General features: G+C 30.2%; 15 protein-coding genes. 8 read left to right on the top strand and 7 right to left on the bottom strand.

Features of this window, described 5'->3' with window-relative positions; translation table 11 throughout:
• Positions 1–211 precede the first annotated feature (211 nt).
• Entirely contained in the window at positions 212–922 is a 711-nt protein-coding gene (gene dapD, locus C1I91_RS10000) for a 2,3,4,5-tetrahydropyridine-2,6-dicarboxylate N-acetyltransferase (RefSeq protein WP_128212751.1), read from the top strand.
• Between the two features lie 71 nt (positions 923–993).
• On the opposite strand, the gene C1I91_RS09995 is transcribed toward dapD, so the two are convergent.
• Both C1I91_RS09995 and C1I91_RS09990 read right to left on the bottom strand, forming a co-directional pair.
• Positions 994–1,650, bottom strand: coding sequence for a single-stranded DNA-binding protein (locus tag C1I91_RS09995; RefSeq protein ID WP_128212750.1), 657 nt, complete (start codon positions 1,648–1,650; stop codon positions 994–996).
• A 119-nt stretch (positions 1,651–1,769) separates the two neighbouring features.
• Entirely contained in the window at positions 1,770–2,516 is a 747-nt protein-coding gene (locus C1I91_RS09990; protein ID WP_476695901.1) for a polysaccharide deacetylase family protein, read from the bottom strand.
• A 136-nt stretch (positions 2,517–2,652) separates the two neighbouring features.
• Here C1I91_RS09990 and C1I91_RS09985 point away from each other — a divergent pair, with 136 nt between their 5' ends.
• The 5 genes from C1I91_RS09985 (at position 2,653) to C1I91_RS09965 (ending at position 7,184) form a co-directional block, all read left to right on the top strand.
• Entirely contained in the window at positions 2,653–3,183 is a 531-nt protein-coding gene (locus tag C1I91_RS09985) for a DUF4364 family protein (RefSeq protein ID WP_128212749.1), read from the top strand.
• A gap of 277 nt (positions 3,184–3,460) precedes the next feature.
• Positions 3,461–3,712, top strand: coding sequence for a TIGR03905 family TSCPD domain-containing protein (locus C1I91_RS09980; protein ID WP_128212748.1), 252 nt, complete (start codon positions 3,461–3,463; stop codon positions 3,710–3,712).
• A 420-nt stretch (positions 3,713–4,132) separates the two neighbouring features.
• Positions 4,133–4,777, top strand: a complete 645-nt coding sequence (locus C1I91_RS09975) for a hypothetical protein (RefSeq protein WP_128212747.1) — start codon at positions 4,133–4,135, stop codon at positions 4,775–4,777.
• Positions 4,778–5,113: 336 nt separating this feature from the next.
• On the top strand, positions 5,114–6,172 hold the full coding sequence (locus tag C1I91_RS09970) for a glycosyltransferase family 4 protein (protein WP_128212746.1): 1,059 nt from the start codon (positions 5,114–5,116) through the stop codon (positions 6,170–6,172).
• Positions 6,162–7,184, top strand: a complete 1,023-nt coding sequence (locus tag C1I91_RS09965; protein ID WP_128212745.1) for a lysylphosphatidylglycerol synthase transmembrane domain-containing protein — start codon at positions 6,162–6,164, stop codon at positions 7,182–7,184. The genes C1I91_RS09970 and C1I91_RS09965 overlap by 11 nt, the downstream gene beginning before the upstream one ends.
• Before the next feature lie 165 nt (positions 7,185–7,349).
• On the opposite strand, the gene C1I91_RS09960 is transcribed toward C1I91_RS09965, so the two are convergent.
• On the bottom strand, positions 7,350–8,663 hold the full coding sequence (locus tag C1I91_RS09960) for an IS4 family transposase (RefSeq protein ID WP_128212744.1): 1,314 nt from the start codon (positions 8,661–8,663) through the stop codon (positions 7,350–7,352).
• A gap of 229 nt (positions 8,664–8,892) precedes the next feature.
• The gene (locus C1I91_RS09955; protein ID WP_128212743.1) at positions 8,893–10,089 is read right to left on the bottom strand and encodes a glycosyltransferase family 4 protein; all 1,197 of its coding nucleotides are present in this window, start codon (positions 10,087–10,089) and stop codon (positions 8,893–8,895) included.
• Positions 10,090–10,564: 475 nt separating this feature from the next.
• Here C1I91_RS09955 and C1I91_RS09950 point away from each other — a divergent pair, with 475 nt between their 5' ends.
• Positions 10,565–11,920 (top strand): putative DNA modification/repair radical SAM protein, encoded by a 1,356-nt coding sequence (locus C1I91_RS09950; RefSeq protein WP_128212742.1) that lies wholly within the window; start codon positions 10,565–10,567, stop codon positions 11,918–11,920.
• A gap of 11 nt (positions 11,921–11,931) precedes the next feature.
• The gene (locus C1I91_RS09945) at positions 11,932–12,672 is read left to right on the top strand and encodes a TIGR03915 family putative DNA repair protein (protein WP_128212741.1); all 741 of its coding nucleotides are present in this window, start codon (positions 11,932–11,934) and stop codon (positions 12,670–12,672) included.
• Positions 12,673–12,883: 211 nt separating this feature from the next.
• Here C1I91_RS09945 and C1I91_RS09940 read toward each other — a convergent pair whose 3' ends face one another.
• From C1I91_RS09940 to C1I91_RS09930, 3 genes are all read right to left on the bottom strand, one after another.
• On the bottom strand, positions 12,884–13,186 hold the full coding sequence (locus C1I91_RS09940; RefSeq protein ID WP_128212740.1) for a hypothetical protein: 303 nt from the start codon (positions 13,184–13,186) through the stop codon (positions 12,884–12,886).
• An 11-nt stretch (positions 13,187–13,197) separates the two neighbouring features.
• Positions 13,198–15,057, bottom strand: coding sequence for an LTA synthase family protein (locus C1I91_RS09935; RefSeq protein WP_128212739.1), 1,860 nt, complete (start codon positions 15,055–15,057; stop codon positions 13,198–13,200).
• Positions 15,058–15,444: 387 nt separating this feature from the next.
• Complete coding sequence (locus tag C1I91_RS09930; RefSeq protein ID WP_128212738.1) at positions 15,445–16,752, bottom strand: bifunctional folylpolyglutamate synthase/dihydrofolate synthase; 1,308 nt, start codon at positions 16,750–16,752, stop codon at positions 15,445–15,447.
• Positions 16,753–16,759 lie beyond the last annotated feature (7 nt).

The following is a 16,759-nucleotide window of genomic DNA, read 5'->3' as shown; positions in this document are numbered from 1 at the left end:
CACAATAATATTTTCTATAATTTAAACTAATAAAATAGATTTAAAAATTAAAATCCTATAAGTTATATTTTACTTTACATGTTGAACTTTCGCCATAATATTTTATAAAAATTGAATTTCTACCTCTAACCCCTTTCATAATTGAGTAAGTTTTATTATAATAATCTTATTGCGTAATACATATCTAAGCAATAGAGGAAAGGATGATACAATGAGTTATAATTTTACTGATCCATATGAAATAGCTAGATTTATAAAAGAATCAAAGAAATCTACTCCAGTAAAAGTATATGTAAATGGAGATTTAAAAGATAGCGAAATGAATAACATCGAATGGTATGGCTCTGACAACTTCTACGTACTTTTCGGAGAAAGTGATGACATAACAAAGGTAATTCTTGATAATAAACATAAAGTAAAGCACTTTAGAGTTGAAAATGATAGAAGAAACTCTGCAATTCCTATGTTAAACCTACTTGATATAGATGCTAGAATAGAACCAGGTGCTATAATTAGAGATAAGGTTACAATAGAGAAAAATGCAGTAATCATGATGGGTGCTGTAATAAATATAGGTGCTGAAATCGGTGAAGCTACTATGGTTGATATGAATGCTGTAGTTGGTGCTAGAGGTAAGCTTGGAAAAAGAGTTCACCTTGGAGCAGGTGCAGTTGTTGCTGGAGTTTTAGAACCGCCAAGCAAAACACCATGTATCATAGAAGATGATGTACTTATAGGAGCAAATTCTGTTATTCTTGAAGGAGTTAAGGTAGGAAAAGGATCAGTAGTTGCAGCCGGTTCAGTGGTTGTAGATGATGTACCTCCTGGAGTTGTAGTTGCTGGTACTCCTGCTAAAATAATAAAAATAGTAGATGATAAGACTAAAGACAAGACTCAATTACTAGACGACTTAAGAAAATAAACAAATTTATACTTTTATTAACAGTAAAAAAGGGCGAATACTCGCCCTTTTAATATGTTATGAAATAGGTTTTAAACTGCGCCTATTTGATCATCAACTAACTCATTTTCCCCATTAACTCTTTCCATCTTAGATATTGAAACTTCGTAAGCTACTTTCTTAATCACTTCTTCTTCTGAAACTTTCTTTTGGTATTCTCTACTTTGAAGTCTTCCCCATATTCTGATATTGTCACCAACACTTAAGGTTTGACAAAATCTTGAGTTTCTACCCCATGCTATTGTGGGTATATAGTCGGACTTATTATATGCTCTATTTACAGCAAGCAGTACGTCAGCAATCTCCCTACCAAAAGGAGTTGTCCTATATACTGGCTCCTTACATATATACCCGTCTAAAAAAATTTCGTTTGGGTTTTTACTTCTCTCCTCACATGGTCTAATATCACGAGCAAAGACTGTCAATATAAGCTTATTAGCTCCATCTACAAATTTATTATAAGACCTTAATTGTCCTTCAACAATTATATCAGTACCTATACTTAAATCAAAGTTAGTAAGCAATCTTTCAGATATAGTTATATTTAACATATCTTTAGAATCACTTAATCTCATTACCTCCAAAGAAAAAGTAAGAAATTTCTCCCCATACATTTCATGGCTAAAGTCTAATTCTGAAGCAACAGTTCCTTCAAGGTAAATTTTATTATTTAACATTAAATTATCCATTTAAACCCCTCTCTCCCTTGTTTTTTAAAATTTTTATTTTTTGTAATAAAGTATAAATTAGAAAATAACTTATTTCCATTATAATACATTTCATGCCTTTTTTACAATATGTTTTTTTTCTAGTTAACCATATGTTGTTTACCATCGCTGTCAATGGTGAAATTATTCTTATAGATAAGGTCACCAACAGGTACAAATTCATAGCCTTGAGCCTTCAAATTCTTGAAAATTCTTTTTAGATTTTCAGGAGTATATTTGCCATTATTATGAAAAAGCAAAATAGAACCTGGCTTTACATTTTTCATTACTCTTTCATATTCTTGATCTGCCCCCTGATTCTTCCAGTCTACACTATCCACATCCCACTGTATACAATAATATCCCATATTTTTAACTGTATTTATAACAGTATCATTATAAGAACCGCTTGGACATCTAAAAAGCTTTGTCTTATAACCTGTATTATTGTAAATTATATCCTCAGTTTTCTTTATTTCAGATACCATTCTATCTGTAGATATGTTTGCAAAATTAGGATGTATATAACTGTGATTTGCTATTTCGTTTCCTCCCTCCTTTATTTTTTTCAACTCCTCAACGTTTTCTTCATTTGAATTTACCCAGCCTCCCATGATAAAAAACGTACCTTTTACATTATATTCCTTCATTATGTCTAATATACTTAAAAGCTTATCATCATCAGTCCAATTCACATCAAAGGTTATAGAAATCTTTTTCTCCTTGGTGTCTACAGAATATATAGGTAAGGATTTTTTTATCATCCATGCATTTACTGCAGTAGATGCTGCTACAGTAACAACAACTAATACTAAAATTAATATTAAGATTGTTTTATACTTTCTCAAATGTATTCCTCCATAATGAAGTCTCTTTAGAATAATATTCACTTACCTACTAAATAATGACAATAAAATTTTCATAGAGAAATTAATAAGTTTTATGCTATAATATAGACATACTGGTGATTGGGAGGATAATCGTATGAATGACAACACATTAGAACTTGCTGAAAACAAGCTTCTGCTTTTATATATAATTAAATCTATTAAGTATCCAATATCTAATGCACAATTAACTGAAATTGTTTTGGAAAACAGCTTTATTAATTACTTTTTCCTTCAGCAGTATATAACAGAACTTATTTCTTCTGGTTTTATAAAATACGAAGCTAGCAATGATAAGAAACTTTTATACATTACAGATACAGGAAATAAAGTATTAACTTTATTTAAAGATAGGATATCTCCACAAAGACTAAGCTTAATAGATGATTATTTAAAATCAAGCATAGAAAAGATAAAAAGAGAACTTACTATCTCAGCAGACTATACTCCAGATCAAAACAATACCTTTATAGTTAACCTTAGAGCAGTTGAGGATGATAGCTTGCTTATGGATTTAAAGATAAGTGTAGCCTCTAAGAAGCAAGCTATTGCCCTATGTAGTAAATGGAAGGAAAATCCTTCGTTAATCTATAACAACATTATTAATATACTTATTGAAGAGAAATAGATTTACAAATGAGTGAAAATTCGCTAAAGCAAACCTTCTTTAGTGAATTTTTTTCGCATCTGCCTCTTTATTTACTTAATTTATTCAATTTAGCATCATCACTTAATTTAGAGTAAATATGATTTTATACTATATTCGCTTCTATAAAACCTAGTAATATAGTATAATTACTAATGACAGTACTATAAAGATACTACAATTAGAGGTATTACTTTTTATAAAGTATAGTTGTTTAATCTTTTAGTTAATAAAATAACATAATGAGGGGGAGTCTCAAATGAATTCTTATAAAACTGCTGGTGTGTGCTCAAAGCAAGTAAGCTTTGACATAGTTGATAACAAGATATCTAGCGTAAACTTTGTTGGCGGATGCAATGGTAACCTAAAAGGAATATCTTCGCTTATAGAAGGTATGGAAGTTAATGAAGCTATAAAAAGACTTAAAGGAATAACTTGCGGTAATAGAGATACATCTTGCCCAGATCAATTATCAAGAGCATTAGAGGAATATGTAGCTAGCTCAATATAAATCTCATCAAGGTAAAAATATTAATTTGAATGCATCAAAAGAACTATTCTAATATTCTTTTGATGCATTTTATTCTTTATTCCACCAATGTAGTTTCCCAACAAAATTTTCCAAACTAACCTTTTTATCAAATATATAATATTAAACACTCCATTAAATTATGATTTTTTTATTGATTATGGCATATTTATCTAATTTACTACATCTCAAAAATATAGTATATTAATACTACTAAGTATTTTATATATTAATTATCATAAAAAACTTCTTATTACTCTTACAAATGAAATTTATTAAGTATTTAAAAGAATTACTAAATCATCTTATGAATTTTAATTTTTCAGAATTCATAGAAAATTAGTTATATAAAATACATAAAGCGTAAATAAGCAAGAGCTATTATGCAGAAAGGTGGTAGCAATGGAGAATTTCAAAATGCAAAACTATCCTAATCTAGAAGAGATACAGATTTCAATTCATGATGCCGAAACAATACATTACGGCGGTAATCAGTACTGGTTTCCAAAGAAAGCTCATCAGCTTAGCGGCTGTGGCCCTGTTGCTGCAGCGAATATAACTGCATATCTTTCTAAATTAGCTCCAGATAAATTTAACAAATTATATCCATATAAGGATATTATTAATAAAAATGATTTTGTAGAGCATATGATTGAAGTCCGTAAGTATGTAATCCCTGGGATGTTTGGACTTACTTCTGTAGAGCAATTCAGCGAAAATGTTTTGTCTTTTTCGCAAAGTAGAGGGGTATCTTTGGTTCCCCATATATTAGACGAACAAGCTACCATGGACAATGCAATAGATTTTATCTATGAGGCTCTAAACTTAAAACTTCCTATAGCAATTTTGGTATTAAAGCATCCAGTGAAAGAACTTGAAGATTATACTTGGCACTGGATGACTATAACAAATCTGTTGATTAACCCTAAAACCAATAAACACTATATCTCTATATCAACCTATGGGGAATTTCATCAAATTGATTTGGACTTACTATGGAATCATAGACGACCGAAAGATGTAATAAGATTAGCCTACTTTACCTAAAGCCAAACTATATCTTTATATATTTAGCTGTGGTTAAATTACCTGTAAAAATTAAATTTCTATAACTTTGGATATAAGCTATTCTTTTTGCTTATATCCTTTTTTATTTTATACACCATCAAAAGTTTCCTCTTGAAATCAGCGAGGCAAATAAGTTTTCTTTTTACTGTTTATCATAAAAAACTATGACCTCCTATGCAATTAAATTTAAAAATAGGAATATACATCGGAGTTTTACAGAAACTAAATATATCTCAATTTATATAGATGTTCCACTTCATACTAAAATTTATATTTTCAAATTGAAATGTAACATCTTAAGAAGGAGGTTTTTTAATGCCAACCATAAATATGCTTTCTTCTGCTGATAAAGTAAAAGGGCAAGGAGTTCTATCGGCTTATATTGAACAAGTAAATTTAGTAAGGACTGGACTTAAAGATAAATATAATATAAAGGTTAATAATTTATATTTTTGTGATATAATGCACTATCACACTATAGATTTAAAATTCTTTTTAAGTATTCCCTTTACTAAACTTTTAGGAACTTCTGTAGCTTATGTTCATTTCGTTCCTGAAACTATAGAAGAAAGCCTAAAACTTCCCTATTTTATAAAAAAAATCTTTTACAAATATATGATTACTTTTTACAAAAGTGTGGATCATTTAGTAGTAGTAAACCCATATTTTATAGATGTTTTGAAGAGCTATAAAATAAGTGAAAGTAAAATCACCTATATACCAAACTTTGTTTCTGAAGAAAACTTTTATAAGTATGATGGTGACAAGGCTAATTTAATAAAAGAAAAATATAACATACCTTTGGACAAATTCGTGGTTTTAGGAGTTGGTCAAGTACAAACTAGAAAAGGTGTTATGGACTTTATAGAAGTTGCAAAAAACTTACCTGATGTACAATTTATATGGGCCGGTGGCTTTTCTTTTGGTTCCATAACTGATGGCTATAAGGAATTAAAACGCATTGTAGAGGATCCGCCCAAAAACGTAAGCTTCTTAGGCATAGTAGATAGAAATGAAATGAATAATGTCTACAATATTTGTGATCTGATGTTTCTACCATCATATAATGAATTATTTCCAATGTCTATACTAGAGTCAATGTCGCTAAAGATACCAATACTATTGAGAGACTTGGATATCTATAAAAGCATATTATTTGACTCCTATATAAAAGGTTCTAATATAGAGGATTTTATAAAAACTATATCGGCTCTTAAAGATAAAAGAAGTGACTATTATCATTGGTGCAACGAGTCCTCTAAGTGCCATGAATTTTACTCGAAAGATTATGTATTAAAGTTATGGGAGCAATTCTATGATGAAATATATGCACAGAAACTAGGAAGAACTAGGAGAAAACTTAATGAAGAGTAAAGTTTTTAACCTTGTTATAGTAATTATCTCAGCTTTTATCTTCATAACTTTTTTTCTATTTACTAAAGGACTAAATACCTTAATAAATGAAATAAAGACTTTGAGCTTTCCTTGGCTACTTGCAGCTATAATACTGATCATAGCATTTTGGCTTTTTGAGAGTCTTGTTATATATGTAATAACCAAGGAGTTATATCCTATAGACAATTTATATATTAAGTCTCTTAGGTTTCAGATAATAGGACAGTTTTTTGGCGCTATTACTCCCTTTTCTGCTGGAAGTCACCCAGCTCAACTATATGAGATGACAGAAAGTGGAATTCCAATCGGCATTGCAGGCTCTATCTCAATGATAAAGTTTATAATTCATCAAGTAACAAATATACTAATTTTGCTCATGGCATTCCTGCTTAGATTTAATTACTTTTACTCAAGAGTAAACTACTTTATATATTTATGTTTTTCAGGACTTATTGTTCATATAATAACCATGATTTTGGCTATACTATTTCTGTTTAGTAGTAAGCTAACTAAAAAGTTACTAATATTCATCTTTAGGATATTAAAAAAATTCAGGCTATTAAAGGATATTGATTCTACCTACACCAAGATAGAAAAAGAGTTAGAAAACTTCCATGAAAATGCACTACTCATAACAAAATACAAAAAAATGTGTGCAAAAGCCTCAATCTTCACAACACTTCAATGGTTAGCTTTCTTCTCTATTCCTTACTGTATATATAGAAGTTTTGGATTTAATGCTGAAGACCTTGTAACAATGATAGCTGCCCAGGTATTTTTAGTAAACTTTATGGTAATAATTCCGCTTCCTGGTGCTGAAGGGGGTGCTGAAGGGGGGTTCTATTTAATCTACGGATTATTTTTCAAATCAGGAACCATAATAACAGCTATTTTTTTATGGAGGCTTATAACATACTACTCTTCAATAGCAGTTGGAAGCATACTAAGTTTACTGTTTCCCCGTACTAATCTTGAAAAAAAGAAAACCTAGTATTTACTCAATGTCATTAAGTTAATGTTTTGCCACAGCAAAATTAAAGTCAATTGAAAGTGTATATGCTTTCCATTGGCTTTTCTCTTTTATATTGTATATTTTTTTGCATGCAAATAAGACAGAGTTAAATCTCTGCAAAAAAAAATTTATATTAGCATAAATTTATGCTACTCTATATATGAAGCTAACTGCCGATTTGGTTTTGACTTTGCGAGGGTCTTTTCTGCCATTTCGAACAGGTAATATATTTCTTTTAATTAGTGCTTCAACATTAGGCGGTGAATCTACATTGCTACATCTGAAATATTGCATACAAACTGCTATGGCCATAGTGAAATTAACCTGATAGCTGTATTTTCTGTTTTTCTGTTGTACAACTACCTGTGTTGTTATTATTTCGCAAAAGTTATACATGGTAAGTCTTGCAAATATCTCTTGTATGATGTAGTCCGCCTTTTTAGAATGAAAACTTGTTAACCCAATGGCATACTTCAATTCTCTAAATGATGTCTCAATGCCCCAACGCATGTGGTATATTTCTTTAAGCTTCTCTATTGAAAACTCTTCTTTGCTAAGATTAGTAATAATAACTTCGTAAGTGTTGTCTGATATTGGAAATCGAACAACTCTAAAGTTTACTGGATAGGTTCCTTTATCTTTAACCGGAAGATAATCAAACCTTTGATTAGCAGGCATAAACTTATATTTTTCAGGATGTGCCTTTATATCCTTAGTTTGACGTCTAGTCAGCAAAATACTATGCTCTATATCAAATGTTTCATCATTAGGTATAGATATACCTGATACTATTCCATTACTATGTATATCTTTAACTCTTATAACATAATTCCAATTTTTCTTTATGATATGTTCAAAGACATTATAACTTTCGTATCCACGGTCGGCTATTATTATAGTTTTATCATTAATATTAGAGCGATCTACCATGTCAATTAATGCCTGAAATTCATTTTCTTCTCTACCTGATTGAATAACTGCATCCATATATGTTCTACTACATAAATCATACATAGCATTTAAGTGAAGAAGGTTATATCCTTTTGAATTTTCAGTAGCTTGAAAATGATTTTTTTCATCTTTAGGATTATGTGCAATACATAAATCTGAACCATCAACTGCCAATAATCGATAGCCATCATAATATTTAGGGCTTACTGCTAATGATGTAAACTTACTAAAAAGATAGTTAAGTGCTTCAGGGAGAATCTTTTTGCGCTGCTGAACGAACGCGGAGCAAGTGGCTGATTCAGTATCATACGAAAAGTATTTTAGAAGCTCAAGATTTAAGCTACTGCCTCCAATAGAAAGTAAAATATTTAGCATCTCTTTGAAATTCAATTTTCGATTTCTAGTGAAATCCTTATCGGGGTCGTTGACAAATAACCATGAGTATTCATGCATTTCCTTTAATACCGTATCTAATTTATTCTTTATAAAATCTGCATATTCGTTCATGAGCGAACCTCCTAAAAAACATTATATTTAAGGGGCTTCGCCACATTTTTCTAACTATTTGTCAAGCTTTTTCTAATGTTTTGATAAAAATTATTATACGTAAATTGTTATAAAAAAAGAACAGGTATGTATTTGTAAACATACTCTGTTCCATAACTATAATATTTATTTCTTAACTTAATGACATTGAGTATTTACTAGGTTTTTTTCTGCAAAAAAGGCATCCCAATTATGTTTTGTGGTTTATTACTTTGGTTAAGTCCATTTCTATATTTTCTGTATTCTTTAGTACTCTATAATATTCATAGAGCACCCTATTTCCGAAAATCTCACTAGAATACTCATTAGCTTTATTTAGAGCACTTTGTTTCATATTGCACCTTAAAGTATAATCATTGAGGATTTTATTTATGTAATGTACATATTCCTTTCTACTTCTATAGGCAAATCCATTTTCCCCTTGCTTTATTACACCATCTATGCAAGGATCATACTTGCAAACTACAGGACATCCACTACTAAGAGCCTCTATGTAAGTAAGTCCTTGAGTTTCACTAGTTGACGCAGTAACAAATATTTCAGCTATTTTGTAATATTTGTAGACCTCTTCTGATTTTATCATCCCAGTAAATATAACACTTTTTTCTATTTTCTTTTCTATTACCTCTTTTTTCAATGTTTGTAGGTATGGGCCATCACCTACAACTAAAAGTTTTATCTTTCTATTTATACCTATTAAATCATCCATAAAATCTATTATTTCACCTATATTTTTCTCTTGGCCTATCCTGCCAACATAGGCTATAATCCTGTCATCTTTGCTTATATTAAAGTACTTTTTTATCTTCCTCTTTTCTTCTTCTAAAAGTTCCTTTTTAAAATTTTTTAAACTTATTCCTGAAGGTATGACACTTATAGATGTATTAACCCCATAGCTTATCAACGAGTCTTTTGCTTTTTGCGTAGGTGCTATAACGCTATCTAAGCTGTTTAATAGCATCCTAATAAATTTGGCTGAGGTCCTCTTAGTGATTAGCCTTCCTCCAAAAACATATCCCAAATAATCCTCATACATAGTATGATATGTATGAATGATTGGTATATGTAATTTGTTTGATATATATTTAGATACAAGCATCATTGAAAACTCTGTTTGCGAATGAATAATGTCAGGATTCCATCTCAGTATTTCACTTATGAGTCTATTATGTAAGGGAAACTTTATTCTAGCATCTGGATAAACACCTATTCCAATGGATTTTAAGTAATATATGTCTCCCTGAATTGATTCTTTGCTGTCATGGGACAGAGTTAATATTTTAACTTGATGCCCTTTGAGTTTTAGCTCATTATATAAGTTATTTACTGAAGCAATCACTCCATTAATCATGGGATAATAAGTATCTGTAGTTATTAATATTTTCATAAAGCTATCCTCCTTAGATATCCAGACTATAACTTAAGATCTTAGTGGTTCCTTAGCAATGAAAAGTCATCATTACATCAACCAACTTAGTTAAAGCCTTTAAATACAGGATATTCTAAATAATCACATCATTAGAGGCTAATTTTCTTCATATTTGTATATTTAATTGCTTATAATTAGCACATAAAAATAGTGTTTCCATTAATGTAAAACCCATTCATATTCATGATTATTTTAAAGATAGCTATATAGAGTAACTCTTAAAAAATGTATTGCTTCATTCCTAAATCTATTTCTAAAACTTCTTTTGCTTATAAGAGAAGACTTTGAAAATATAAATTTTATTATGAAATAGTAAATCTGTTTTTATAGTATAAAATCTATTAATACTCATATAATAAAACTCATAAAGAACACTTGTTCTCATTTCAATTTTTGTATATAATATATTTATTAACATAAAGATGGTGATAACATGGATATAAATGAAAAACTTAGAATTCTTAGTGGTGCAGCAAAATATGATGTTTCTTGCTCTTCTTCTGGGTCAAGCCGTTCCTCGAAGAAAGGGGATTTAGGCTCGGTAGCAAGCGGTGGAATCTGTCATAGCTTTACTCCTGACGGAAGATGCATATCCTTATTAAAGATACTCTTAACAAACTATTGCATATATGATTGTGCTTATTGTATAAATAGAAAAAGTAATGATATTGAAAGAGCTGCTTTTACAGCTGATGAAGTTGTAAATCTCACTATGAATTTTTATAGAAGAAATTATATAGAAGGTCTATTTTTAAGTTCTTCAGTTTTTAATACTCCTAATGCTACTATGGAGACATTAACCAGAGTAGTTGAAAAACTAAGAACAGAGCATGGCTTTAAGGGATATATCCACTTAAAAGCTATTCCTGGGGCTGACGAAGCACTTATAAAAAAAGCTGGTACTTTTGCTGATAGGATGAGTGTCAATCTTGAACTTCCTTCTTCTCAGTCTTTAAAGTTACTTGCGCCAGATAAAACAAAAGAAAATATTTTTCAGCCTATGAAGCTTATAAAAAACGGTATCCAAATTAGTAAATCTGAGAATAAAGTCTTTAAACGAGCTCCACTATTTGTACCTGGTGGTCAAAGCACTCAACTTATAGTTGGCGCTACAAAGGAAAGTGATCTTAATATACTTAATTTATCTGAAGGTTTATATCAAAAATACTCACTTAAAAGAGTATATTACTCCGCTTATGTCCCAGTTAATACAGGTCAAAACCTGCCAGAGTTAAAGAACCCTCCCACTTTAAGGGAACATAGACTTTATCAAGGGGATTGGTTATTGCGTGTTTATGGTTTTAAAGCTGAGGAGCTATTAAATGATAAAAATCCTAATTTTGATATAAACTTTGATCCTAAAACCTTTTGGGCTTTAAATAATATCCACCTTTTCCCAGTTGAGATTAATAGAGCTCCCTATGAGACCTTAATTAGAATTCCAGGAATAGGGGTAAGAGGTGCACAAAAAATTCTCAGTGCTCGTAAGATATCATCTTTAGACTTTCAAGATTTAAAGAAACTGGGAGTTGTATTAAAAAGAGCTCAGTATTTCATAACCTGTAAAGGAAAGTATTTTGGATCTGTTCCACTAGATGAGGAAAAAGTAAAAACTGCCCTAACTCCTAGATTTGACTTAAACATTCTAGATAACCAAGGAGAACAATTAAACTTTTTCGATAAAATAGATAAAAAGCTACTTTTACCTGATAATTACGACTTAAACAATGCTAGCAGTAAGATCTTATTATTAAATGATAGACCAAGTTCATTAACCGGTGAGTTATAGGAGGGATGTTTGTGAAAGAGTTTATTTATGACGGTACTTTTGAAGCACTATTAACAGCTGTATTTTACGCTTTTTCTACCAAAGAAGCTTCAACTATTAAGAGAAAACTCAACTACTCTCCTAGTCTCTTAAACGAAACAGTAGACATCCAGTTTGAAAAAGATAAGTTCGATAAAGTATACTATGCTATAGAAAATAAGCTTAGCACCAATACTCTTGAGAATGTATACCATGTTTATCTTAGCGAATATGATAACTGCGAGGATATAATATTGAAATACCTAAGATTAGCCTTCAAATATGGCGTTAAGGTCAATCTTGCAAAAAATAATGATATCATATTATTAGTTGATAAATATTGTAGACGAGTTACTTATGAAGCTCATAGATTTACTGGTTTTGTTAGATTTAAGGAAATCGGACCATTAAGCTATTATGCTTCTATTGAACCAGATCATAATATATTGCCTATACTAATAACTCACTTTACTAATAGATTCTCAGATCAAAATTTTATATTACATGATATAAGGCGTGAAAAGGCTATAATTTATAACAAAACCGAAAGCCTAATAATTGATCTTTCCAAAGAGGATGGACTAAGAATTGAAAGTTCAAGTAATGACTCAAATTTTGAAGGTCTTTGGAAGACCTTTTATACTTCTGTAAATATTGAAGAAAGAAGAAATGAAAAGCTAAGACGTCATTACATGCCTAAAAGATACTGGTCTCACCTTACTGAAGTTAAGTGATACCCAGTAGTCAGTGAAAATTATTTTATCCCTGTCAATATCAATAGTTTAAAATAGTTTCTTAGGATAGACAGTTAAAAATCTTATTCAACTGCTAATTGCCCTCATATGCATTTGAAAAATCAAATATGCAAAAAAAGCTAACTGAACATCGCTTCAGTTAGCTTTTTCATTATGCTATTTAATTTCTTTAACTATAGCTTAAATGCTATTACATCAATAATTTAACCAAATAATTACTTACAAAATACACTATGAAATTGTAAAGTAAAACTATAAATCCACTCATCACCAAATAAGTAATAGATTTTTTTAAAGGCTTATTAGTTGTTGCTATAGCCTTTATTCCTTTATAACAGAAATATACTGCTACAGCCCATGGAACTAAACCTTCCACAGATAGTATTGGAAAAATAATATTTAGTAAAGGTATTATATAAAGGAATTTATTATTATTAACTTCCATAGTAGCTTTTTTATTTATTGAATTATTGTCTAGAGTTTTATTTTCCATAATTGCCTCACCTACTTTTTGTAATAATTTGCTCTGATTAGCTTATCTCCCAAGTCTATGCTTTCAAGCATTCTTTCCTTTTCTCCTGGGTAACTTTCTGTACCTAAAAATTGTCTAGTAGATAAAACAGTATAATTTTTCTTTGTATTTAAAAGATTACGTCCAAATATTTTATCTTCCATTTGATTAACATCAGCACCAAAAAGATATGCTAAAGTAGGTAATGTGTCACACTGTCCACCATAAGTTGATATTGTCTTTCCATTCTGTCCTTTTGAGTATATTATAAGAGGAACTCTTCTATTGTTTTCCTTCCACCAGTCCCCTTTGTATGAAATATTCTTTATTTCATCATCATAGAACTTATGAACTCCCTCATGATCTCCATAAAATACTACTACTGTATTGTCTAGTACTCCTGACTTGTTTAACTGTTCAAGCATTTGCCCAATATATTTATCGGTGTATTGAATACTTTGGAAGTAACCTCCAAGTTTAGTACCTTCCAGTTCTTTAGGAAGCTTTATCTCCCTATACTTATCTGGTATATCAAAAGGTGCATGACTTGTTAAAGTAACTGTATAAGCATAGAAAGGAGATTTCAATGCCTTAATCTTATCTGGCAGTTGCTTTAAGTAACTTTTATCGCTGATACCTAAATTTATAACTTCATCAATATTGTAATTAGTTGAATCTATAGCCTTTTCAAACCCAATTGATCTAAGCGCAGGCATCCAGTTCCAGTATGAACCCTTGTCTGGATGAGAAGCAAAAGTATTATATCCTAAGCTCTTCATAACGTTTGGCAAGGAATACTGATAAGTATTATTAGGATATCTAAAGAAGGTTGCTCCTTCTCTAACTGGAAACGCCGAAGTTTCTGTTATAAGCTCACCATCGGAACTTGTTCCGTTATAGGTCTGTTCATAGAAATTGTTAAAGTATATACTGTTAGATAATAATTTATTTAAAGTTGGAGTGATCTCCTGACCTTCTAATTTTTGATTAATAACAAAGTTTTCAAGAGATTCCCATTGAACCACTAAAAGATTCTTCCCCTTAAACATTCCTTTGTATTGATTGTCAGGTAAATTTTCCTTTTTATCATCAAACCATTTTTGTATATTCTTTTGCTCACTACTTGATATTACATAAGGCTTACTTTCTACATAGAAATTATAGGAATCAAAAATATGATATCCTAAGGGTGTTAAGTTTGACATGGTCTGATTAGGTGACCAGCTTTTTCTAAATATCATTTGGTTAGTAAAACCTCTGTCATATTTATCAATCTTAAAATGCGCATAGGTTAAATATAATGTTGGAACAATTAATAAAAGTAAAAAAGCAGTTACACTTCTTCTGTGGTATTTGGCTTTTGAACGTCTCTTTAGCATTAGAACCACCTGAAGAATAATATCTATTACAAATACTATATCCACAACTCTAATCATAGAAATAACACTACTACTTAGGTTGTCCAGATTTGAAGTCATACTGAACATATGTAAGCTTAAAAAGGAGCTGTTACTTCTGAAATACCATATATCACCTATATACAGTACGCTTACTAAAATATTTATAACTAGAAATCCAATAGTTTGTCCTTTGTTTCTGAATAAAAAACCAAAGGATAAAACAATACAAATAAAACTGAAATATACTAGAAAAGGAGGCATAGAATAAAAAACTCTCATTGGAACAATTCCATTTGCTTTATCATCAGATATTAATGCTATAAATAAAATTGATTTTACTAGTATAGCAACAAAGCAGTACCAAAAGAAATAGCTTTCCTTTATTGTTAAAGCAGCTTTTTTTATTACTTCGCCTGGGTTAGTTCTTTTTATAGGTCTCTCGTGATTTAACATATAATATAACCTCCAAATTGAGCTTAAAAGAGTTATTATTTAATTTTAGAAAATTGAAAAGCATATACTATTATAACACGACAAAATCTTTTGTCTATGAACAAAATTTTAACAAAAGCTTAATGAAAGCTTACAATTTGTATACAAATTGATTACAAACTAATATTTGTATATAAAGTATAAAAACCATAGAAATTCAAAATATTCATTAATCTCGGATATTGGTTTTTATATCATACTTAGCAGTAAACATATAAAAAAATATGCTTATAAGAAAAAAAGATGTATCATAAAAATATACTTTATATATTCAAAATCTACTGTTAGATTAAGTACTAATTTTGAATATATATTTATAATTTAATAGATACATCTTTAATATTATATTCAATTACTTTTGCTAAAGGTATTTCTTATAACTCTTCTCATATCACCAATCATATACAGCGAGCCACAAACAAGTATTAAATCATCCTTATTAGAAGTTTCAAGAGCCTTTTTAAAGGACTGTTCATAGTCTTCAATGATCTCGCTATCTACTCCATTTTGATCCAATAATTGCTTTATTACCTTTGACGACTCTGCTCTATCATTATGAGGGGATGTAACTATAGCTGAATCTGCTATTTTACTGATAGCTTCTATCATACTACTAACCTGCTTATCTCCAAGTATTCCTACTATAACCTTCAATTTTTTATAATCAAAATATGTATTTACACTTTCAACAAGCTTGGTTACACCATCAATGTTATGTGCACCATCAATAACTACTAGTGGAGAGGTATTCATCACTTCCAGCCTTCCACTCCATCTTACCTTAGCTAGTGCTCTTATTATATGTTCCTTGGTTATCTCTACACCAATATCCTTAAGTACTTCCATAGCTTTTATAGCCACTGCACAGTTTAACAATTGGTGCATACCAAGAAGTGATAGTTTAAGCTCATAGCTCTCTTTATCAGTTTCAATCAGGATACTTTGAGAGTTATCTTTCTCCTTTGGATTTATAAGCTTTGCCCAGGTATACTCTACTTTATATAAAATAGACTTTCTTTCAGCTGCAACTGTTTCTATAACCTTCATAGCTTCATCTACTTGAGGATATGAAACTACGGGAATATTAGGTTTTATAATACCAGCTTTTTCACCTGCTATCTCAGATAAAGTATTTCCTAATATATTCATGTGATCATAGCTTATTGAAGTTACCACTGAAAGTATAGGAGTTACTACATTAGTCGAATCAAGTCTGCCACCAAGTCCAACCTCTACAACAGCATAATCTACAGCTTCATCATAAAAATGTTTAAACATTGCTGCAGTTATTATTTCGAATTCTGTTGGACTATCATAACCTAAGCTTATTACTTCATCTACTGCTATCTTTACTTCTGATACTACTTTAGCTAAATCATCCTTTGAAATATTATTCTTATCTATCTGAATTCTTTCTTCAAATTCTTCAATATAAGGTGAGGTATACATTCCAACTTTAAATCCAGCTTCCATTAATATAGAAGTTATCATTGAAGTGGTTGAACCTTTTCCATTTGTTCCAGCAATATGTATGGCCTTAAGCTTTTTATGAGGAGAACCAAGAAGCTCTAACAGCTTCTCAGTCCTCTCTAAACCATAATTACTTCCAAACTTTGCAGTTTCAGTTATATATCTTATAGCTTCTTCATAATTCATAGCAATT

Source organism: Clostridium manihotivorum (genome assembly GCF_004015185.1).
Lineage (GTDB): Bacteria > Bacillota > Clostridia > Clostridiales > Clostridiaceae > Clostridium_AR > Clostridium_AR manihotivorum.
This window is presented reverse-complemented; position numbering and strand designations above follow the sequence as displayed.